Raw genomic sequence first — 21499 nt, 5'->3', positions numbered from 1 at the left:
AGCAGAAAATCCTCGATAATCACGATACTGTCGAAACAACAATCTACTATGCCAGCTATCGAACCGATAGCAACTATCGAAAGGGAGGACACGATGGCGATTAAAGACAAGGTGTCGTCATTCGGAAAGTTCCTGAGCGGTATGGTGATGCCGAACATCGGTGCCTTTATCGCATGGGGCTTTTTGACGGCGCTGTTCATCGAGACGGGATGGCTACCCAACGAGCAGTTCGCCAGCATCACGGGTCCGATGCTGAGCTATCTCATCCCGGTGCTCATCGCGGCCCAGGGCGGATTCCTCACGGGCGGGGACCGCGGACGCATCGTCGGCGCCATCGCGGTCATCGGCTGCATCGCGGGCGCGCCGGATACGACGATGCTCATGGGCGCCATGGTGATGGGTCCGTTTGCGGGCTGGATCATCAAGATGTTCGACAAGCTCATGGAGGGCAAGACGCCGGCGGGCTTCGAGATGCTGATCGATAACTTCTCGGTCGGTATCATCGGCATGCTGCTTGCCATGCTGGGCTACCTGGCGATTGGCCCGATCATGACGGCCATCCTCGCCGTGCTCATGGGCGGCGTCCAGATCCTCATCCAGTACGGCCTCATGCCGCTGCTCGCCATCTTCATCGAGCCGGCCAAGGTGCTGTTCCTCAACAACGCGATCAACCACGGCATCTTTACGCCAATCGGCATCGCGCAGGCCGAGGAGACGGGCCGCTCCATCATGTACATGCTCGAGGCCAACCCCGGCCCGGGCGTGGGTGTGCTGCTTGCGTACTGCTTCTTCTGCAAGGACGCCAAGACCCGCCAGTCCGCCCCTGGTGCGGTCATCATCCACTTCTTCGGCGGCATCCACGAGATCTACTTCCCGTATGTCCTCATGAACCCCAAGGTCATCATCGCCCCCATCGTGGGCAACATGTGCGCCATCGCGTGGTTCAGCTTCACGGGCACTGGTCTGACCTCGGCCGCCTCGCCCGGTTCGATCATCGCCTTCCTGTCGATGACGCCGCCTGAGTTCATGGTGACCAACATCATCGGCGTAGCCATCGCCGCGGGCGTCTCGTTTGCCATCGCCGTGCCGCTCGTGCGCTCTATGGCGGCAGCGGACCTGGACGCGGCGAGCGAGCAGATGCGCGAGATGAAGGGCACGACCGAGGCTGCGGTCATCTCCGACACGCAGGGCGGCAAGATCGTCTTCGCCTGCGACGCCGGCATGGGCTCCTCGGCCATGGGCGCCACGCGCTTCCGCAACCGCATCAAGGCGGAGCGCCCCGACCTCACCGTAGAGCACTCGAGTGTGGACACGGTGCCCGCCGACGCCGCCATCGTGGTCTGCCAGCGCGTGCTGTCCGAGCGCGCCCGCAAGAGCGCCCCGACCGCGCAGATCGTGACCATCGATAACTTCCTGGACGACCCCGCGCTCGATGCGCTCTACAAGGCGCTGACCGAGCTTGCCCGCGCCCATGAGCTGAAGGCCGGCGACGTCGCGGCTCCGGCGCTCAAGGAGGAGCCCGCGCCCGAGCTCGCACTCGAGGAGGCCCCTGTGCTGAGCGTGACCGTCGACGACATCCAGGTGGGCTGCGCGAGCCTGCCGCGCGAGGACGCCATTCGCGCCTCCGGCGAGCTGCTCGTCAAGAAGGGCTGCGTGGACGAGGCGTACGTCGACGCCATGGTTGAGCGCGACCGCCTGACGAGCGTCTACATGGGCATGGGCGTCGCCATCCCGCACGGGACCAACGAGGCCAAGGACGCGGTGAAGCAGACGGGCGTGGTGCTCCAGCAGTATCCCGACGGCATCGACTTCGACGGCGAGAAGGCATATCTGCTCTTCGGTATCGCCGGCAAGGGCAACGAGCACCTGGAGGTCCTGGCGGCCGTGTGCAAGGCCATCGAGGACGTGGCCGTGCTCGAGAAGATGAAGACCACCGATGACGTGGCGTGGATCGCCGAGGTGCTGAACGGGTAACGGCAGGGTCCCGTTACGGCGAGGGACAGGCGCGTTTTGTCGACACGATGTCGGCGGGGCGCGCCTGCTCCTTTGTTGTCGGCAAAGTGGGTACAACAGGGGTGCTTTGATGCCGAAGAAGATGGGAGCACACCATGAACGATACCGCTCGCAAAGCTATCGCCATCGCCTATAACAGCAACAGCGGCAACACGCGCACGGTCGCGGAGGCCCTCGAGCGCGCGCTCGCTGCCGACGGGGCGCAGGTGACATCGATTCAGGTCACGCCGGAGTCGGTCAAGCGCGCGTCGGTGCTCACCGAGGCCGCCGATACGGTTCTCGTTGGCTTTTGGTGCGACAAAGGGTCGTGCACCGATGAGGTGGCCGAGGTTTTGGCCGGGCTGTCGGGCAAGTGCGTGTTCCTGTTCGGAACGGCGGGCTTCGGCGGCGAGGCGGCCTACTTCGACCGCATCCTGTCGTCGGTGCGCGCCAAGCTGCCCGCCGACGCCGTCTATCTGGGCGGAGCCATGTGCCAGGGGCGCATGGGCGGCGGGGTGCTCGCGCGCTACGAGGCGATGCTTGCCGAGAAGCCGGGCGACGCGCGCATCATGTCGATGATCGACAACTTCCACGCCGCGGAGAGCCACCCTGACGATGCCGATCTGGCGGCTATCGTCGCCGCGGCCCGCGCCGCGCTCTAGCGCAAAAGAGGGCAGGTTACCGTTCGCGCTGAAGGTAACCTGCCCTCTTTTTGAGCCGCTTTGGTTGCGGCTCCCACGCATCGGGGCGAAGCGGCCCGTCCGCTCCGCCCCGTTTTGCCTTACTTGATCTTGGTGGTGCCCGGTGTCAGGTTGGGATCCGTCTCGTTGGCCGCCGACTGGTACCGCTTGGTGTAGATCTCCTTGCCGTCGTAGAACATCTCGTAGTACTGCATGACGGCATAGTCGGCCCGCGCCTGCTCGACGGGGCTCGTGTCTTCATCGTCGGACACGCTGCCCGTGAGGAACCAGGTGCCGGCGGCGTCCTCGTAGCCGGAGGAGTTGATCGCGGGCATGGCCTCACGCAGCACGATCTGGGCCTTCTGGTAGTCGCTCATCGGCGCGCCGATGAGGTTCATGAGCTCGGCTGCCAGGTAGTTGGTCGACAGGTCGTCGACCTCGCTTACCTGGTCGTTGCCGGCGACGTCGTAGTTGGCCCAGATGATGTAGTCGGTCTGCCACAGGCGCATCTGGTGGGCCGCCGGGTCATCGTCGGTAAACCACAGGTCGTTGTAGGTCGACGGGAAGAACGGCTGGTGGTCGCCGAAGAACACCACGACCACCTTGCGGTCGAGTTGGCTCAGCTGGTCGATGAAGTACTCGAGCGCGCGGTCGGACTCCTGGATGAGCGACACGTACTCGTTGACCTCGCCGTCGTACATGCCGTCGATGGACAGGTTGAGCTGCTTGTCGGCGGGGACGAGCCCGGTGTTGTAGCCGGAGTGGTTCTGCATCGTCACGTCGAAGATGAACTGCGGGTTCTCGTTCTCATCGAGCAGATCGAGGATCTTGTCGTAGGTGGCGCGGTCCGTCACCATGCCGCGCAGGGTCTCGGCGTCCTGGAAATCCTCGATGGCGAGGAACTGGTCGAAGCCGAAGTCCTCGTAGACGTTCTCGCGGTTCCAGTTGGTGGCGTGGTTAGGGTGCATGGCGGTCGTGTCGTAGCCCAGGCTCTTGAACTGCGCAGCGAGGTTCTCGGTGTCCATAAGGTTGTAGATGGTGTAGGGGTATACGCCGGAGCCGAGGTTGGCCATGGAGTTGCCGGTGAGGAACTCGAACTCGGTGTTGGCGGTGCCGCCGCCGTAGGCCGAGACGTACAGGCGGCCGCGCGACACGCAGTCCGAGATGCTCTTGAAGTACTCGGGGCCCTCATAGTTCGCGTGCATCTGCTGGTAGATGGACAGATCGGAGAACGTCTCGTTCATGATGGCGATGACGGTGGGCTGCTCCTCGTCAAACTGCGCGGCCGCGGCGGTGCGCTCGTCGGAGGTGCCGGCGCCCGCGTCGTAGCGATCGACATAGTCCGCGATCAGTGCCTCGGCGTCCTCGGTGGAGTAGTCGTCGGGACGCGGCGGCTTGATGGTCTGCGCGCCCGAGATGAAGGCCGGCAGGAAGCCCTGACGGTAATAGCTCTCGAGCGGGCGCCACGTGTACACCTGGATGGTAAGGGTGTGGTAGTAGTCGATGAGCGTCACGTGCGCGGTCAGGCCGCCGAGGCACACGAGGGCGACGACCAGGTTGGTCACGAGCGCACGGCGGCCGTGGCGCGCGGCCTCGGGGCAGATGAGGGCCGCGGTCTGCAGGCAGACCAGGGAGATGCCCATAAGCGCCATGCCCACCAGGCAGTAGGCCGATAGCGTATAGGTGTAGCCGGTGCCGGCAACCGCGGCCGCCGTGGAGATGGCGGTAAGGTCGCCCGGGGTGATCGGCATGGACTTGAAGGTGATGACGAAGTACTCCGCGATGCCCACGAGGAAAAGGGCGAACGCGAAGATGCCGGCAAGGCCGGCGCGGCGCTGCAGCAAGAAGAAGGTGCCGGCGAGCAGGGCGGTAACGAGTGAGATCTCGAGCAGCAGGCACAGCGGGTACATCCACAGCAGGTTGTGGTTGGACGGCACCTCGAGGCCGAGCGTGGCGAAGATGCCGGCAAGCACGAGCGCGATGACCGTCGCCACGACGGGGTGGGGGAAGGTGCCCTGCGGGCCCGCGAGTGCGCGGATGCGCTCCTGCAGGGTGGGCCGATGGAAGCTCGCGTACGCGCAGGCGCACGTCACGATGTTGAACACGATGGCGGAGGCGGGCTCGTTCTCGACCAGCCCGATGCCGGACCACACGACGATGAACAGCTGGAACAGGGCGAAGATGACGCCCCAGGCAATCGTGGCGGGTGCAAGCGGGGAGCCTGCGGCGCGCGACGCGTGCTGCGCGCGGGCGCCGATCAGCAGCGTGGCGACAAGGCCCGCGCAGGTGATGATGGTGACGAGCATCGATGAACTCCTCTTGCCGCGTCGGCTGCACGGTGGTGCCGAGGGCGGCTGGATGTATCCTTAACAAAAGCTGACAGGTGCTTGACAGTGCGAACGATATGGTACCGTGCGATTGTCGAGAATCCGTCAATAAGCAGGGCATCTGAGCAAAATTCCAAGAATCCTAAGAATGGTGGGAAGCCATGGACAACACAGCGGCGATACAGGAGAACGCGACGCTTCGGCTTATCGATCAGCGGAGTTCCACGCGGCGGTTCGCCGACGGCGTTGAGGTGAGCGCAACACAGCGCGAAGCGGTGCTCCATGCGGCGACGCGCGCCCCGTCGGCGGGCGCGATGATGATGTACTCCATCATCGACGTGCGCGAACAGGCGACGCGCGACCGCTTGGCGGTCCTGTGCGACAACCAGCCGATGATCGCGCAGGCCCCCTGGGCGCTCGTGTTCGTGGTCGACTACTGCAAGTGGATCGACCTGTTCGAGCATGTGGGCTGCTTCGATGAGGACTACGTTGCGCGCACCGGCAGGCAGCCCCGCCGCACGCCGGGTCTTGGCGAGTTTGCCATCGCGGCGCAGGACGCAGTGATCGCGGCGCAAAATGCGGTGATCGCCGCAGAGGCGGTCGGCCTGGGCAGCTGCTATATCGGCGACATCGTGGAGAATGCCGAGGCGGTGCGCGACCTGCTCGACCTGCCGGAGCACACGGTTCCCCTGTCCATGCTCATCCTGGGCGTCCCGGCAAAGGAGCGTCCCGCGACGCCGCATCCTACCGTGAACCTGGTCATGCCCGAGCGCTATCGCCGCGCCGACGCCGCGACGCTCGACGCGCAGGTGGCCGAGATGGACGCGATGTTCCGCCCGCATGCGAAGACGGCGGGCGAGCGCGTGCTCGACATCTACGAGCGCAAGCACACCTCGGATTTCATGGCCGAGATGGGGCGCTCCATGGAGCTGTGGCTCAAGAACTGGTAGAGCGACGAGGGAAAATAGGGACAGTCGCCCTTTTCCCGATGACGACATGTTTGTGCTCATTACCATCTTGCCGGTAGCCATTGGGAAAAAAGGTGCCTGTCCCTATTTTCCCATGCCGCTGCAAACGAAAAACCTGCCGCCCCGGTGACTTCCGGGACGGCGGGTTTACTCGACGATATGCGGTGCGCTACTTCGTGTTCGGGTAGATGCGCGTCAGATGGTCGACAGCCTTGAACTTGGTGAACAGCGGCACGTACTCGTAGATGACGTTGGAGTTCTCCAGGCCGTACCACTGGACCGGCGAGCCGGCGTGACGACGGATCGCGTACTTGAGGGCGATGGCGGAGCGCTCGCGCGGGTCGACATCGGACTCGGGCGCCAGCGTCTTGTACACCATGCAGAAGCGGAACGAGCCGATGGGGCCCGGCGTCTTATAGACGGAGTAGTCGCTGCGCTGCGGGGGCAGCTCGCCGGAGGCAGACAGCTCGCCGACGATCTGGCGCAGATAGGCGTTGACGCGCTGGTTGACCTTGTAGCCCAGATACAGGTGGACACGGAAGACGTAGTCGGTCCCGAAGTTCTCCACCGAGTACTCAAACGTGTGCGGCTGGTCGGTAACCTTGACGTTGACGAACCAGTAGGCGTTGGCGCGCTTGGGATGCTTGTCAAAGATCGAGTACAGGATGTCGCGATCCAGGTAGTTGGTGCGCCCGTTGTTGGTGAGGTAGACCAGGTTGTCGCAGAGCTTGTCGTAGGTGGAGTCGTGGCGCAGGCGATCGAGCTGGGCGAGGTAGTCGCGCACGGGCAGCAGGTTGGCCTGACGGCGCTCGACGGCGCTGCCGTAGTACCAGCTCACCATGATGCTGGCGATGAGCAGGGCCAGGATGATGGTGAAGTAGCCGCCGTGGAAGAACTTGGTGAGCGACGAGATGAAGAAGAAGCCCTCGAGCGCGACGAAGAACACCACGAAGATCCACGGGGTGAGCTTGACCTTGCGGATGACGTGCAGGAAGTAGAACAGAAGCAGCGTCGTGCACAGCATCGTGATGGTGATGGCCAGACCGTAGGCGGCCTCCATGTGCGCGGAGGACTGGAACAGCAGCACGACGATGATGCAGCCCGCCCACATGACGTAGTTGACCATGGGGATGTAGAGCTGGCCGCGGGTCTCGGCGGGGTAGAACACCTGCATGTGCGGCATGAGGTCGAGGCGGCTGGCCTCGGACACCAGCGAGAAGGCGCCGGTGATGAGGGCCTGAGACGCGATGATGGCCGCGCAGGTGGACAGCACGACGCCGAAGGGACGGATGACATCGGGCAGCATCTGGAAGAACGGGTTCAGGTCCTCGATGCTCAGCAGGTCGGCGTTGCCGGCGTTGGCGAGCAGCCACGCGCCCTGGCCCAGGTAGGACAGGACCAGGCAGATCTTGACGAACGGCCAGGTGGCGTAGATGTTGCCGCGGCCGACGTGACCCATGTCGGAGTAGAGGGCCTCGGCGCCGGTGGTGGCCAGGAAGCAGCTGCCGAGGATCATGATGCCTGCGTGGTTGTTGGGCGAGAACAGGAACATGATGCCGCGGATGGGGTTGAATGCCTTGATGACCACGGGGTTGCCCAGCACGTGGAGCAGGCCGGACACGCCGAGGAACAGGAACCAAAACGTCATGACCGGGCCGAACGCACGGCCGATCTTGGACGTGCCGGCGCGCTGCACCAAGAACAGGAGGCACACGATGATGAGGGTGATGACGACGACGTTGGTCTGGTTATCGCCCATGATCGCATGGACCTCGGGGATGGTGCGCAAGCCCTCGATGGCGGTGGTGATCGTCACCGCAGGGGTGAGGACGCCGTCGGCCAGCAGCGCGGAGCCGCCGAGCATGGCGGGGATGATGAGCCACTTGGCGCCGCGGCGCACGATGCTGTAGAGCGCGAAGATGCCGCCTTCGCCGTGGTTGTCGGCGCGCAGCGAGATGAGCACGTACTTGACCGTGGTCAGCAGCGTGACCGTCCAGATGACGAGCGAGAGCGCGCCGAGGATGAACTCCTCGTTGACGGACATGATGCCGCCGTTTCCGGCGAGCAGCGCCTTGGTGACGTACATGGGCGACGTTCCGATGTCGCCGTACACCACGCCGAGGGTGACGAGCATCGCTCCGATGCTGATGGGGATGTTGCCCGAAGAGTGCGATGACGAGGAAGTATCCCCGGCTACGGCTTGGGCGGAATCTTTCATGGTGGACGTATCCTCCCGATTCGACTGACAGGTTAAGAGGTAATTATCTAAGGCTTTGCCCTTGGATGCAATGGTCGTGAGGGGGGGTTGCTTCGGCTGACAGGTGCACGACAACAGGAAGCGGCCGCCCGAACATGGCGACAAGGCCTGACGCGCGGCGCGTCTCTTGTTCAGCTGCTCCACCGATGTCCCCTCATCGGGTTCCGCTGTCATCGCCTTCTCGCTCTGGGCCGCCATCCTTCTTGTCGGCGCCTTATCGCCCTGAGGGCCGCTTTCCTTGTCGCTGCTTTCTGTCGTCCGCTCAGGTGGGCCACAATCAGCGCGCACGCACGAGGTAGCAGCGATGGATGCGCGGATTGCGGGCGAAATCCTCGGGTATGGTCTGTGCGCTGATATCCTCGAGGGCAACCTCCGCGCGCTCGAGCGCGGCGGTATCCGGCTTAAAGGTGCGCAGGTTGCATGAGAAGATGGCACATCCGCCGGGTGTGAGCAGGCGGGCGAGCGCAGAGAGCAGCTCGACATGGTCGCGTTGCACGTCCCAGGTGCGCTGCCCCATCTTGGACGAGTTGGAAAACGTCGGCGGGTCGCAGAAGATGAGGTCCCAGCGGTGCCCGGCGCGCACTTCGCGATCGATCCAGGTGAGCACGTCGGCGCGCACGAAGCGGTGCGCGGGGCCGGTAAAGCCGTTGCGCGCCATGTTGCGCCGCGCCCACTCGAGGTAGGTGTTCGACAGGTCCACCGTCGTCGTCTGCTGTGCGCCTCCGTCGGCCGCGTAGCAGGTCGCGGTGCCGGTGTAGGCAAACAGGTTGAGGAAGCGCCGGCAGCCCTGCGCGCGTTGGCGCACCAGGTCGCGCGTCACGCGATGGTCGAGGAAGATGCCGGTGTCCAGATAGCTCTCGAAGTCGACCTCAAACGTCAGGCCCCCTTCGCGTATGAGCAGGTTTTCTCTGCCGCTGTGTTCGGGCGACGCCCCCTCACGCACCGAGCGCGCCTCGGTGCGTGCGCCGCCTGCGTGGGCGTACTGGGAGCCGCCGCGCGAGCGCGTGCGCGAGCGGGCGATGACGCGCTCGGGTGCGACGTCGAGCACGCGCGGGGCGATCGCGAGCATATCGAGCAGGCGCGCTTGGGCGAGCTCGGGGTCTACCGAACGGGGCGCGGCGTATTCGGCGAGGACCATCCAGCGCTGCGGACGGTCGCCGCAGGTCTCGTACAGGTCGATGGCCGCGGAATAGTCCGGCAGGTCGGCGTCGTAGACGCGGTAGCAGGTGACACCGGTGCGCTTGGCCCATTTGCGCCGCTGTCGGGCGACCTTGCGCAGGCGGGCGGCAAACTGATCGGACTCGGGGACGAGCACGCCGACCGGCTTGCCGTCACCTACGTCCACGGTCGCCCGGGCGGAGCCCGTGCGGCCTTCATCGCCCGCCGTGTCGCGATCCTGCGCAGGGGCGAAGGCGACGATGCGTGCGGGCTTGCTGTCGAGCCGGATGTCAACCGAGCGGGACGTCGCGCCTGCGACCGCGCGGGCGACGAGCCCGTCGCGGGCGAGGGCGACGACGGGGAAGGAGGCGAGCTCCGGCGTGCCGTAGAGGTCCTCGACCAGCTCGAGCGTGCGGTTCATGTGCCCGAACGGGGCGTCTGCCACATTGAGCACGATGGCGCCGGCGCTCGGTGCCAGGTCATCGCGCCCCGCATCACCTGCGGGGTGGGGAAGCTTCTGCATAATCTTCTCGACGTCGGGTTGGACGAAGATCACGTTGCGCGTCAGGCCGGCGCGCTTGAGGGCGCGCCGCGCAAGCGCCGCCGCCTGGCCGTCGATGTCGGTCGCCAGGATGCGTGCCGGGCTGTCAGCCCCCTGCTCGGCACGTCGATCGGCCTCATCGACCAGCTCGTGCCAGGCGGCGGCATCGTGCCCCGTCCACGCGGTAAAGCCCCAGCGCTCGCGCAGCAGCCCGGGCGCGCGTCCAGCCGCCATGGCGGATGCCTCGAGCAACAGGCCGGCGTCGCCGCAGCTGGCGTCGATAAGCACCGGCGCGCCGGCGCCCTGGCCCGCATCGCCTGTAGCGCCCGCGCCATCGCACAGCTCGTTCCAGCCCGCCTGCATGAGGGCGAGTGCCGCGTAGTCCGCCCGAAGCCCGCGCGTGCGCTCCGCGCCGTGCACGGCGTCGATACCGCGGCGGAACAGCGGCTCGCCGGACAGGTCAAGATGCACACTCACCCGCTCTCCGCGCAGCGAGACGGCGATGCGGGCGTCGGGGTGAGCGGTGTCCACGTCGGCGCGCGTTCCGGCCTCGTCGGCCAAGCGGTCGCACAGGGCGTCTTTGACCCGCAGCGCGACGTAGTGTGAGTTGCGCAGACGGTCGTTCGTGCCGCGCGCCGACACGGCGACGGTGGCGCGCGGCGCGAGGATATCCTCCCAGGGCATGGCGTAGATGCCGTCGTAGAGCTCGTCGGCGTCCCGGCAATCAAAACGGGCGAGCACGACGAGCACGCGGCTCGCCAGGCGGGACCACAGACACACGCGCTGGGCGTCGCGCGCCTCGCCCGCAAAGGCAACGCGGCCCTTGAGCTTGCGGACCTGTCGCGCGCCGAGCGCGTGCAGCTCGTCGGCGAGCGCGTCTTCGAAGCCCTCGGGGCAGCTGGCAAAGAATTCCATGGATGACCTCTCAAGAAGGGGTTCAACATGCGAGGTCCATTATATGATGGGTTGCGGCGCGGCCGGCCCCATGTGCCCCGCGCCGTTGCGAAAGGAGTAGGGGATATGCCTGCAACCGTGTTTTTCGATGTGGACGGAACGCTGATCTGGCACGACCCGTCGAGCAACGCTGCCAAAAACGTCGCGCACGCGCGCCCGACCGCCGGGATCATCGAGGCCTTTGCGCGCTTGCATGCCCGCGGCCACCGCACCTTCATCTGCACCGGGCGTCCCTTATGCCTGCTGCAGCGCGAGCTGCTCGACCTCAAGCCCACGGGGCTCGTGCTGTCCGCCGGCGCCTGCCTGTATATGGACGGCGCCATGGTGTCGGAGAAAACCATCGACGTGCCGCTGCTCGAGCAGACCGTCCGGCATTTTGAAGAGCTGGGCATCGAGGTGATCTTCGAGGGCAGCGATACCGTCGCCGCCCTGCTGCCCCGCGGCGGCGACTACACCGACATCCCGGGTACCGTCGTGACGCATTCCCTGGCCGAGCTGCGCGCCAAGACGCCCATGCGCTTCAGCAAGTTTTCCTACACCAACGAGATGCTGCCCCGCCTGGCGCACATGAAGGAGTTTATCGACGCGCACTACGGGACCTACGATCTGGGGCTGGGAACCGGCGAGTGCACGTTGCGCGGCGTGGACAAGGGCGTCGGCGTGCGCGCCGCGCTTGCGGCGCTCGGCCTGGACGCGCAGGGCACCTACGCGTTCGGCGACTCGGAGAACGACCTGCCGATGCTGCGCGCCGTCGAGACCCCGGTCGCCATGGGCAACGCCCTTGCCAGCGTGAAGGCCGCATCCGCCTACGTGACGGACTCCGCTGAGCACGACGGCGTCGTCACCGGCTTGGAGCATTTCGGCCTCATCTAGCCCGGATGCCGCACCTCGAAGCGCGGCATCCCTCCCATTTCTCGCCCGCGCATGTCCCGACGTCGCAAAGTGAGTGCTTTCTTTCGGAACCGCTTTGTATACCGAAGCGGTCGCAATTTGCGTACCAGCGGTTTTGCGCATTGACCGAGTGCGTCTACTCGGCCATTCCGAATCGAAGCACTCACTTCGCGACCTGTGGGGCAAGACATGCGTCCTATCGCGGCCTGCCGCGTCCTGTAGCCTGAATCGCAGCACGAAAAACGGCCTCCCCGGAATTCCGGGAAGGCCGTCGTCATGCCTAAGGCGTATGCGCTCAGACAGCGTTACTCCAGCTCAAACGCGCCGGTGTAGAGCTGGTAATAGGTGCCGCGCTTGGCGATCAGCTCGTCGTGGCTGCCGCGCTCGATGATGCGGCCGTGGTCGAGCACGATGATCGCGTCGGAGTTGCGTACGGTGGACAGGCGGTGGGCAATCACGAACGTCGTGCGGCCGTTCATGAGGGCGTCCATGCCGCGCTGCACGATGGCCTCGGTGCGCGTGTCGATCGACGAGGTCGCCTCGTCCAGGATCATGACGGGCGGGTCGGCGACCGCGGCGCGCGAGATGGACAGCAGCTGGCGCTGGCCCTGCGACAGGTTGGAGCCGTTGTCGGAAAGCATCGTCTGGTAGCCCTCCGGCAGGCGCTCGATGAAGCCGTGCGCGCCGGCCAGCTTGGCCGCGGCGATGCATTCCTCGTCGGTGGCATCCAGGCGTCCGTAGCGGATGTTGTCCATAACGGTGCCGGTGAACAGGTTCACGTCCTGCAGGACCATGCCGAGCGAGCGACGCAGGTCGTCCTTACGGATCTTCTCGATGTTGATGCCGTCGTAGCGGATCTTGCCCTTGTTGATGTCGTAGAAGCGGTTGATCAGGTTCGTGATCGTGGTCTTGCCGGCGCCGGTCGCGCCCACGAAGGCGATCTTCTGGCCGGGCTTGGCCCACACGCTCACGTCGTGCAGCACCGTGTGGCCGGGCTTGTAGCCAAAGTCCACGTCGACCAGGCGCACGTCGCCCTGAAGCGGCACGAGCTCCACGGTGCCGTCCTGGTGCGGGTGCTTCCAGGCCCAGCGGCCGGTGTGCTTGCCGGCGGCCTCGACGAGCTGGCCGTTCTCCATCTTGGTGTTGACCAGCGTGACGTAGCCCTCGTCGTGCTCGGGCTCCTCGTCCATGAGCTCAAAGATGCGCTCAGCGCCCGCAAGGCCCATGACCACGGCGTTGATCTGCTGCGAGATCTGGCCGATCTGGCCGGCGAACTGCTTGGTCATGTTGAGGAACGGCACGGTCACGGCGACGGAGAACGCCAGACCGGACACGGACACGTTGGGCACGCCGGTGGCGATGAAGATGCCGCCCACGAGCGCCACGATGACGTACATGAGGTTGCCGAGGTTCATGAGGATCGGGCCAAGCGTGTTGGTGTACATGTTCGCGGCGCGGGCAGCGCGGAACAGGCGCTCGTTGCGGACGTCGAAGTCCTCCTGGGCGGCGTCCTCATGGCAGAACACCTTGACGACGCGCTGGCCGTTCATGATCTCCTCGACATGGCCCTCGACGACCGAGATCTCGTGCTGCTGCGCCACGAAGTTGCGGGCGGAGCGGCCGCCGAGCTGCTTGGTCATGTAGGCCATGAAGCCCACGCCGGCGATGACCACGAGCGCCATCCAGACGCTGTAGTACATCATGACGCAGATGACCGAGCAGCAGGTGATGACCGTCAGGCAGATGTTGGGCATGGACTGCGAGATCATCTGGCGCAGCGTGTCGATATCGTTGGTGTAGTAGCTCATGATGTCGCCGCGCTGGTGCTGATCGAAGTAGCTGATCGGCAGGTCCTGCATGTGGTCGAACAGCTTCTCGCGGAACTTCTCGAGCGAGCCCTGGGTGATGATGGCCATGAGGCGCGTCTGGGTGAAGTTGGCGATGAGCGTGACGGCATACACGCAGATGAGCGTGAGGGTGAGCGACGTGATGCGGCCCGAGACCGACGCCCAGTCGCCGGACTGCCAGGTGGCGGTCACGATCTCGAGGGCGCGCTGGATGAAGGTCGCCGGCATGGCCGACAGGATCGCCTGCACGACGATGCAGACGGCCACGATCGGCAGGAGCTTGGGATAGAACGAGAACAGGGTGCGGATGAGGCGTCCGAGCGTGCGGCCGCGTCCCGGGCGGCGGTTTCCGTCGTCGGTCTGACGGCCCGCGACGTTTTGGCGCTTGGCCTCGTATTCCTTGCGAGCTTCGGCATTAATGCTCATCGGCGACACCTCCCTTCGGGGTCTCGGCATCTGCGGCGGTCACCTCGGCGGGCGCGGCCTCGACGGGCTCGGCGGCGCTCACGTCGTCATCGTCGGTGCGATTCTGCTGGATGTAGGTGTCGCGGTAGATGTCGCAGGTCTTCATGAGCTCGTCGTGCGTGCCCAGGCCGGCGATGTGGCCGTTGTCGAGCACGAGGATGCGGTCGGCGTGCTCCACCGAGCTCGTGCGCTGCGCGATGATGATCTTGGTGGTCTCGGGCAGGTAAGCGCTGAGGCCCTCGCGGATGAGCGCGTCGGTCTTGGTGTCGACGGCGGAGGTGGAGTCGTCCAGGATCAGCACCTTGGGGTGCTTGAGCAGCGCGCGGGCGATGCACAGGCGCTGCTTCTGGCCGCCGGACACGTTGGTGCCGCCCTGCTCGATGTAGGTGTCATACTTCTGCGGGAAGCCCTGGATGAACTCGTCGGCCTGCGCGAGCTTGCAGACCTCCACGAGCTCGTCGTAGGAGGCGTCCGGGTCGCCCCAGCGCAGGTTCTCCTTGATGGTGCCGGAGAACAGCACGTTTTTCTGGAGCACGACGGCCACGTTGTTGCGGAGGAACTCGAGGTCGTAGTCGCGCACGTCCACGCCGCCGACCTTGACGGAGCCCTCGGTCACGTCGTATAGGCGGCTGATCAGGTTGATCAGCGACGTCTTGGCCGAGCCGGTGCCGCCCATGATGCCCAGGGTCTCGCCGCTGGCGATGTGCAGGTCGATCTCGGCGAGGGCGCGGTGCTCTGCCTTCTCGGAGTACTTGAAGGTCACGTTGTCGAAGTCGATGGAGCCGTCCTTCATCTCGGTGACGGGGTGCTCCGGGTTCTTGATGGTGGGCTCGGTCTCGATGACCTCGACGATACGCTCGGCGGACTCCTGCGCCATGGTGATCATGGCGAAGACCATCGACACCATCATGAGCGCCATGAGGATCATGAAGCCGTAGGTGGTCAGCGCGGAGAACTGGCCGACGTTGAGCATGGTGCCGCGGCTCGAGATGATCAGGTAGGAGCCGAACTGGATGATGACCGTGAACACCGTGAACACGGCGAGGTTCATCATCGGCGAGTTGAAGGCGAGGATCTTCTCGGCGCGCGTGAAGTCGGCGCAGACGTCCTGCGCGGCGCGGCCGAACTTCTCTTTCTCATAGTTCTGGCGCACGTAGCTCTTGACGTCGCGCATGCCGGTGACGTTCTCCTCGATCGACTCGTTGAGCGCGTCGTATTTGCGGAAGACGGAGCGGAAGATCGGGTGCACAGTACGCACGACCTTGAACAGGCCGAAGCCCAGGATGGGCACGACGATTACGAAGACGATGGCCATGGGGCCGCCCATGACGAAGGCCATGATGATGCCGCAGACAAGGATCAGCGGGCAGCGGATGGCCGTGCGGATGACCATCATGTAGGCGAGCTGCACGTTGGTGATGTCCGTCGTGAGACGCGTCACCAGCGACGAGCTGGAGAACTGGTCGATGTTGGCGAAGCTGAAGCGCTGCACCGCGGCGAACACGTCGTGGCGCAGGTTCTTGGCGAAGCCGCAGGAAGCCTGGCTGCAGGTGAGGCCGGCGCCGATGCCGAAGGCGAGCGACGCGAGCGCCATGGCCACGAGCAGGCCGGCGTACGGCAGCATCTCGGGTACGCTAGCACCCTGCTGGATGACGTTGATGAGCTGGGCGGTGACAAACGGGATGGCGACTTCCATCACCACCTCGCCCGACACGATGATGGGGGTCGCGATGGCCGCTTTGCGGTACTCGCGGATGCTCCCCATGAGCGTTTTAATCATGCAATCCCTCCCAATGCGTTCGAATCTTATCGAGCATGTCGAGCAGCTGCTCTTGCTCCGTCTCGCTCAGGCACGCGAACGCCTGGCGACGGAATTGGTTGCGCCCCTCCTGCTCGCGCGCCGCCTCCTCGATTCCCTTTTCGGTGAGGCGGATGGTGAGCTGGCGCCGGTCCTCGGGGTTGCGCGTGCGCTCGATCAAGCCGGCGTTCTCGATCTTTGCGAGAATCTCCGACAGCGAGCCCGGCTTGAGCTCGAAGAAGGAGCCGAGCTCCTGTTGCGACATCTGACCCCCGTTTTTGGCGAGCAGGCAGATGATGGCCGCGCGGCCCGACCTACCACCGCTGTGAAAGTGCAGGTACTGGCCGCAAAAGCCGATATCCCACAAGAGACGGCGGGCGCGCGCCTCCTCGGGGGAGTCCGAAGGCTGCGGCTCATCCGGCGCTGGACGGGCATGCCGCTCATCGGGCCGCGACGACGTGTCGTCGGCGGGCATACACATGCGTTACTCCTCTCTCTGTATGCGATTCGTTCGGTTTGACGAAAGAAGATTACTACCGATAAGGATAAAGTCAAGGTACCGAATAATTAGGTACATGAAATAATCGTTCAGGTCCGGGCGGAGTGTTGCGGCTTGCCGGGAACGGCGAGGTGCGTCGCGTTGCCGAGGCGGTGGGCCATGTGCCGCGGCGCTTTCAATCGATGATCAAGCTGCAGTTTGGCACCGGGAAACCAAAACATGCGTTTAGAAGACGGTTTTGGCGGCGCACCGCGCGTATAAGGAGCTTGTGCTGCATAGAAACCGCAGGTGGGAGCCTTGGCGGTTTTAGCGCTACTTGGCAGGCCGCCGCAAAACCGTCTTCTAAACGGGGGTAGTGTCCCGGCGGCTCAGATGTGGCGCCGAAACGGGGTCGTGTGGACGCGTGAGCACGCCGCAAAGCGCTTCGAGGACTCGCGTGCAGCGGTGTGCTGGTTTTGTTTGGTGCGCAGCCCGCTAGTTGCGCAGGTCCTTTTCCACGCGGAGCATGTTGTCGACGTTTTGCTGCTCGGTGGCGTTGAGCGGGCTGGCCATGGCGTCAAACTCCTCCGGGCTGTACTTGCGCGTGTACCACGCTTGGGAATCAAAGTATGCCTGCAGGTAGTCAGTGCTGAACCCGCGTCCGTAGCGGGCGTAGATCTCGTTGCGCGCCAGCTCGAGCTCGTCGGCTGACATAGCGTAGAGCTCGTTGTCGCTGTACACGTGCGTGGCCGAATCGGGGCATACGTAATAGTTGTTGGGAGCGGAGGGCTGCTGTGCTTGCGGCTCTTCCTGCTGCACCGGGGCCTCGCTTTGCTCGGCGGGCGCGGGTTCTGCGGGCTCCTCTGCCGGTTCGACCTGCTTTTCCACGATCTCGATATCGTCGTCGGCCTCATCTTTGGCTTCGGGCTCGATGACGCGGATCTCGGTCGCTTCCTGCTGGGTGGCCTGATTGGCGCCCAAGGGGTGGAGCGCCAGTACCGCAAGGACGACGCCGCATACCGCGACGACGGATGCCATCATGACGACGAGGGCGTAGACGGGCACGGTCCTGCGATGGGGTCCGGGCGCATCGCTGCTTGCGGCGGGCGCGGGGCTCGGCATGGGCGCCGTCGTCGGCGATTGAGGCTCGGCGGTAATCTGCTCGGCGCCAGCGGTCGCGTTGCCCTGCTCGCCGGCCGCGGTCGGCTGGCTGCCGAGTTGCGCGCCGCAGCGGGTGCAAAACGCTGTCTGGTCGTCTACGGGAGCTCCGCACGAGGTGCAAAAACGTGTCATGTCAGGTTCCAATCGCAGGTAGGTAGCGGGCGTGAGCGGGATTCGTTCGGCGTTGTCGGATCTGCCGGGAATTACAGCGGCGTGAGCACGGCGCCGGAGGAATACGGGTTGTCGGGTGTTTGGAACACGCCGGCGCCCGCCTCGCTTGCCGAGATTATATAGCCCTCTGAGGTCGTACCGAGATTCGTGGTCGAGCCGGTGTGCGGTTCGTTGCCCACATAGACCATGGCACCGCCGGCAGATCCGTTGGCCGAGGTGCGTCCGAACTGGTAGGTCATGAAGCCTCCCTCTTCATGGCCGGCGTCGATAACCTCAAGCGTGCCTGCCCCTTCGGGCATGTCGATGTAGAAATACTCGCAGGAGAACGCGTGGGTCGGTTCAGGCTCCTGTGCGGCCTCGGCGGTATCGGCGGGCTCGGTTTCCTGCGCATCGTTGGACGCCGCTGCGGCGTCCTTGTCGCTGTCTGCTGCAGCTTCGGTGTCCGACGTGGTGTCGTCGGCGCTTTCGTCATCCTTGGAATCCGTGGACGCATCTGCAGCATCCTCGTCGTCCGTGATCGCTTCGCCGTCTGCCTGCTCGGCGGCCTGTGAGGACTGCGAAGGAGCAATGACCTGTGCGTAGATGCCGTACGTGGCGCCGGCGGCGACGATGCAGAACAGCACCGAGATAACGATGAAGGTGGAGAGGGGGATGCGCTTGCCCATTATTCGGACCCTTTCGACTGGCAGGGTTTCCAACGCCCCCATTGTAGTGAATCGCCAGGCGAGGCGTTTGACGAAGCGGCGCGCTTTCGCTTCTGGTTGCGGAGGCGAGGGGAGGAAAACCCCGTTTAGGGGACGGATTTGCGCGCGCCTCCCGAGTAGACCGATTTTGGGCATCACGTCTACCTGCGGGTTTAATGGCGCCGGAAGGCCGTCTACGCGACGTCCCCTATAAAAACCGTCCCCTAAACGGGGGTATTGCGATAGGTTGGTTGGGGACGTGTTCGAGGGGTTGGTTGGGGACGTGTTCCGCCCAACCCATCTTGCCCCGGGTTGGATGGGGGGTTGGGGGCGTGTTCCATCCAACCTATCCTGCCCGGCGCCTCCGCTGGGGGCATGCCCCCGTTTACGGTTCGGTTTTGTGGAAGGGGTCTGAGTAGGCGAGCCTCACAATCCGGCAAAACTGCAGGTAACGATATTGCGCCTTTTCGCGCTATACGGCGAACCCCGTTAAAGCCGAACCGTAAACGGGGGCTTCGATTTTGGATGAGGGGCAAGCGCGTCGGTCGCGGCCGCTCCGCGCGTCGCCCCTGTCAGGAGAGGCGGTCGAGCAGAGCGGTGCAGCCAGCGAGGACATCGCGGTAGGTCGCGTCAAAATTCCCGGTGTACCAGGGGTCGGCCACGTCGCCGGGGCGATCGGTCCAGTCGAGCAGACGGCTCACCTTGCCCTCGGGGTCGCTGCCCAAGATGCGCTTGAGGCCGCGGCGGTTCTCGGCATCCATATATATGATGTGGTCCCACCTGTCGTATTCGCTGCGCATGATGATGCGCGCGCGGTGCGGGACGAGCGGTATGCCGACCTCGCGCAGCTTGGTCTCGGTTCCCCAGTGCGGCGGGTTGCCGATCTCCTCGTAGCTGGTGGCGGCGGAGTCAATCGCAAACTCGTCTTCGCGCCCCGCGCGCCGGACAAGCTCGGTCATGACCGACTCAGCCATCGTGGAGCGGCAGATGTTGCCGTGACAGATAAACAGTATGCGCTGCATGGGCGTCCTTTCGTGGTCGACGCACCCCATCATACGGTATGTGCGGGCTTCGCGGGCAACGGGGCGCAGCCCGCCGCTCGCCGTCAGCCGTCTTTCGTTGCGCAATGTGGTGCTTCGACGGTGGGCGTACAATGACAGCGGGCACCCTGTGCCCCCGTTTTTCGTTCATACAAGATGAGGAGAGACGATGATCTGCCCGACCTGTCACTCCGAGAACCCCGAGGGTTCGCTGTTCTGTACAACCTGCGGCTCGTCATTGGTGAGCGCAGACGTCGCGCCCAAAGCCGACGCACCGTCTGCCGTCTGCCCGGCATGCGGCGCCGCCGTCGAGGAAGGGTTCGCCTTCTGCACGGCCTGCGGGGCGTCCCTCGCGAGCGGCGCCTCGAACGACGCCGATCCGCAAGCGGACTCCGCTGTGCCTGTGTCCGAGCCTGATGACGCCGCGACGACGCTGCTGGCCGAGAATGCGGTGTCCTTTGCGGCGCCGGAACCCGACGATGCGGCCACCACGCTGCTAGCGGAAAACGCGGTGTCGTTCACCGCGGCGGAGCCCAACGATGCCGCGACGACGCTGCTTGCCGAAGATGCCCCGGCTGCAGGCGCGCCGACGCCGGACTGCCCGTCGCCGTTTGAGACCTACAACGTGATGGGCGACGCGCCCGCCGCCGCGCCGGCTGCCGGTTTCTGCTCCTCTTGCGGCGCGCCGGTTCAACCGGACGAGGCGTTTTGCTCCTCTTGCGGCGCGCGCATAGGTGCCCCCGCCCCTGCTGCGGACGCCGCCGCTTCGGCCGTCGCGGCAGGACAGCTCGACGTCACCGTTCCCGACATGGCGCGTGCCTCGGCCTATGGTCCCGCCGCGACGACGCCCGGGGCTGCACCTGCTGCGGCAGGCGTGGCGCCCTATGCGCCCATGCCCGCGGCAGCGCCGACGCCCGAGCCGCCGGCCAAGCGCGGCGGCAAGGGCAAGATCGTCGCCATCGTCGTCGGTGTGCTCGCCGTGCTCGCGCTCATCGGCGGCGGCATCGGCTGGTACTTGCACGATCAGCACGAACAGGAAGTCGCTGCCCAGCAGGCTGCGGAGGAGGCGGCGCACGCGCCGCGCAAGGTGACCATCGATATCATCGCCGAGGGATGGGATACCAAGGCGGGTGCCTCGCGTCTTCCCGTGCGCATCGTGGGCGAGGACCTGGACGGCGAGGCGGTCGACGAGATCCAGTACGTCGCCTCTGACGGTACGGGTATCGAGATTCGCCAAGGCGAATACGAGTTCGCGTTCCCCGGCTCGCCGATCGCTGCGGACGGAACGATCTACACGCCGCCCTCCGGCGCGATCGAGGTAAGCGTTTCGTCCGAAGACGCCGACGCTGTGATCGACGCCACGGGCGACACGTCGCTCACCTTGGCGCCCATCGACGCCCTCGAGGTGACCGATGAGCAGATCGAGGCTGCCTACCAGCTTGCCTTGGCCGATGAGGACGAGGGCGCTCCCGACGCGGACAGCCTGAGGAGCGCGGCCGTGGCGCGTCATGACGAGGCGATTGCCGCCGAGGAGGAGGCCGAGGCTGCGGCCGCCGAGGAGGCCGCGCGCGAGGCGCGCCATGTAGTCGCCGCAAACTATGAGCTTTACCTGCCTGAATACTGGGATGGCCGCGTGACGGTCGAAGTTGACGGCAACACCGTCACCATCCGCTCCAAGGCCTATCCGCGCCTCGACGTCTGCACCATCCAGGTGCAGCGCGGCGCAACGATCGATCGGGGCGATTACCTCACGAGCTGTATGGGCGATGTCGATCTCGGGCAGGGCCACTACGCGAGCGTCTGGGCGACGCGTTGGGGGCCGAAGATCGCCGAGCTGTACTCGATGGCCACTTCCGACCCCGATGACTACTACAGCCTGGAGGAGGCGACCGAGATCGTCGACCTGCAGACGGGCGGCGCCATCGCGTATACGACGGTGCGCGACGACTTCGTCGAAACCGGTAACGCTCACAGCCAGCTGGTCGACGACTACCTGCGCGCGAACGTCGTCAACGCCATCACCCCGCGATAGCGCGGCCTTGCGGCCCGTCGCCCGCGGTCTCAGATGGATCTTTTGCGCCGCTGCCG

14 protein-coding genes are annotated in these 21499 nt (G+C 65.2%); 5 read left to right on the top strand and 9 right to left on the bottom strand.

Annotated features, from left to right (window positions below):
* Positions 1–93 precede the first annotated feature (93 nt).
* Together QUW00_RS00780 and bilS are read left to right on the top strand one after the other, a co-directional pair.
* On the top strand, positions 94–1974 hold the full coding sequence (locus QUW00_RS00780) for a PTS mannitol transporter subunit IICBA (RefSeq protein ID WP_289612504.1): 1881 nt from the start codon (positions 94–96) through the stop codon (positions 1972–1974).
* Between the two features lie 134 nt (positions 1975–2108).
* Entirely contained in the window at positions 2109–2654 is a 546-nt protein-coding gene (bilS, locus tag QUW00_RS00775) for a flavodoxin family protein BilS (protein WP_289612503.1), read from the top strand.
* A 119-nt stretch (positions 2655–2773) separates the two neighbouring features.
* On the opposite strand, the gene QUW00_RS00770 is transcribed toward bilS, so the two are convergent.
* The gene (locus QUW00_RS00770) at positions 2774–4978 is read right to left on the bottom strand and encodes an LTA synthase family protein (RefSeq protein ID WP_289612502.1); all 2205 of its coding nucleotides are present in this window, start codon (positions 4976–4978) and stop codon (positions 2774–2776) included.
* A gap of 182 nt (positions 4979–5160) precedes the next feature.
* On the opposite strand from QUW00_RS00770, the gene QUW00_RS00765 reads away from it, so the two are divergent.
* Complete coding sequence (locus tag QUW00_RS00765) at positions 5161–5949, top strand: nitroreductase family protein (RefSeq protein WP_289612501.1); 789 nt, start codon at positions 5161–5163, stop codon at positions 5947–5949.
* 187 nt (positions 5950–6136) lie between these two features.
* Here QUW00_RS00765 and QUW00_RS00760 read toward each other — a convergent pair whose 3' ends face one another.
* Complete coding sequence (locus QUW00_RS00760; protein WP_289612500.1) at positions 6137–8185, bottom strand: KUP/HAK/KT family potassium transporter; 2049 nt, start codon at positions 8183–8185, stop codon at positions 6137–6139.
* Positions 8186–8501: 316 nt separating this feature from the next.
* Complete coding sequence (gene rlmKL, locus QUW00_RS00755; RefSeq protein ID WP_289612499.1) at positions 8502–10838, bottom strand: bifunctional 23S rRNA (guanine(2069)-N(7))-methyltransferase RlmK/23S rRNA (guanine(2445)-N(2))-methyltransferase RlmL; 2337 nt, start codon at positions 10836–10838, stop codon at positions 8502–8504.
* A gap of 105 nt (positions 10839–10943) precedes the next feature.
* On the opposite strand from rlmKL, the gene QUW00_RS00750 reads away from it, so the two are divergent.
* Positions 10944–11750: an HAD family hydrolase gene (locus QUW00_RS00750; protein WP_289612498.1), complete on the top strand. Its 807-nt coding sequence runs from the start codon at positions 10944–10946 to the stop codon at positions 11748–11750.
* Between the two features lie 323 nt (positions 11751–12073).
* On the opposite strand, the gene QUW00_RS00745 is transcribed toward QUW00_RS00750, so the two are convergent.
* The 6 genes from QUW00_RS00745 to QUW00_RS00720 all read right to left on the bottom strand — a co-directional run bounded on the left by QUW00_RS00745 (position 12074) and on the right by QUW00_RS00720 (position 19393).
* Complete coding sequence (locus tag QUW00_RS00745) at positions 12074–14041, bottom strand: ABC transporter ATP-binding protein (RefSeq protein WP_289612497.1); 1968 nt, start codon at positions 14039–14041, stop codon at positions 12074–12076.
* Positions 14031–15860, bottom strand: coding sequence for an ABC transporter ATP-binding protein (locus QUW00_RS00740; protein WP_289612496.1), 1830 nt, complete (start codon positions 15858–15860; stop codon positions 14031–14033). Before QUW00_RS00740 ends, QUW00_RS00745 begins: the two co-directional genes overlap by 11 nt.
* Positions 15853–16359, bottom strand: coding sequence for a MarR family winged helix-turn-helix transcriptional regulator (locus tag QUW00_RS00735; protein WP_289612495.1), 507 nt, complete (start codon positions 16357–16359; stop codon positions 15853–15855). Before QUW00_RS00735 ends, QUW00_RS00740 begins: the two co-directional genes overlap by 8 nt.
* A gap of 492 nt (positions 16360–16851) precedes the next feature.
* Positions 16852–17649 carry a YARHG domain-containing protein gene (locus QUW00_RS00730; protein ID WP_289612494.1) on the bottom strand — a complete coding sequence of 266 codons (798 nt, stop codon included), beginning with the start codon at positions 17647–17649 and terminating at the stop codon, positions 16852–16854.
* Between the two features lie 71 nt (positions 17650–17720).
* On the bottom strand, positions 17721–18353 hold the full coding sequence (locus QUW00_RS00725; protein WP_289612493.1) for a hypothetical protein: 633 nt from the start codon (positions 18351–18353) through the stop codon (positions 17721–17723).
* 590 nt (positions 18354–18943) lie between these two features.
* On the bottom strand, positions 18944–19393 hold the full coding sequence (locus QUW00_RS00720) for a low molecular weight protein-tyrosine-phosphatase (RefSeq protein ID WP_289612492.1): 450 nt from the start codon (positions 19391–19393) through the stop codon (positions 18944–18946).
* Between the two features lie 187 nt (positions 19394–19580).
* On the opposite strand from QUW00_RS00720, the gene QUW00_RS00715 reads away from it, so the two are divergent.
* Positions 19581–21443 carry a zinc-ribbon domain-containing protein gene (locus QUW00_RS00715; protein WP_289612491.1) on the top strand — a complete coding sequence of 621 codons (1863 nt, stop codon included), beginning with the start codon at positions 19581–19583 and terminating at the stop codon, positions 21441–21443.
* Positions 21444–21499: the final 56 nt, after the last annotated feature.

It is taken from the genome of Collinsella tanakaei (assembly GCF_030373545.1).
In the GTDB taxonomy this organism is placed as follows: domain Bacteria; phylum Actinomycetota; class Coriobacteriia; order Coriobacteriales; family Coriobacteriaceae; genus Collinsella; species Collinsella tanakaei_C.
The sequence above is the reverse complement of the archived record's forward strand: the minus strand, read 5'-3'. Positions and strand labels throughout refer to the sequence as shown.

Coding starts and splice junctions, on each gene's coding strand:
- QUW00_RS00780 (WP_289612504.1), top strand. CDS start 94: ATGGCGATTAAAGACAAGGTGTCGTCATTCGGAAAGTTCCTGAGCGGT.
- bilS (WP_289612503.1), top strand. CDS start 2,109: ATGAACGATACCGCTCGCAAAGCTATCGCCATCGCCTATAACAGCAAC.
- QUW00_RS00770 (WP_289612502.1), bottom strand. CDS start 4,978: ATGCTCGTCACCATCATCACCTGCGCGGGCCTTGTCGCCACGCTGCTG.
- QUW00_RS00765 (WP_289612501.1), top strand. CDS start 5,161: ATGGACAACACAGCGGCGATACAGGAGAACGCGACGCTTCGGCTTATC.
- QUW00_RS00760 (WP_289612500.1), bottom strand. CDS start 8,185: ATGAAAGATTCCGCCCAAGCCGTAGCCGGGGATACTTCCTCGTCATCG.
- rlmKL (WP_289612499.1), bottom strand. CDS start 10,838: ATGGAATTCTTTGCCAGCTGCCCCGAGGGCTTCGAAGACGCGCTCGCC.
- QUW00_RS00750 (WP_289612498.1), top strand. CDS start 10,944: ATGCCTGCAACCGTGTTTTTCGATGTGGACGGAACGCTGATCTGGCAC.
- QUW00_RS00745 (WP_289612497.1), bottom strand. CDS start 14,041: ATGAGCATTAATGCCGAAGCTCGCAAGGAATACGAGGCCAAGCGCCAA.
- QUW00_RS00740 (WP_289612496.1), bottom strand. CDS start 15,860: ATGATTAAAACGCTCATGGGGAGCATCCGCGAGTACCGCAAAGCGGCC.
- QUW00_RS00735 (WP_289612495.1), bottom strand. CDS start 16,359: ATGTGTATGCCCGCCGACGACACGTCGTCGCGGCCCGATGAGCGGCAT.
- QUW00_RS00730 (WP_289612494.1), bottom strand. CDS start 17,649: ATGACACGTTTTTGCACCTCGTGCGGAGCTCCCGTAGACGACCAGACA.
- QUW00_RS00725 (WP_289612493.1), bottom strand. CDS start 18,353: ATGGGCAAGCGCATCCCCCTCTCCACCTTCATCGTTATCTCGGTGCTG.
- QUW00_RS00720 (WP_289612492.1), bottom strand. CDS start 19,393: ATGCAGCGCATACTGTTTATCTGTCACGGCAACATCTGCCGCTCCACG.
- QUW00_RS00715 (WP_289612491.1), top strand. CDS start 19,581: ATGATCTGCCCGACCTGTCACTCCGAGAACCCCGAGGGTTCGCTGTTC.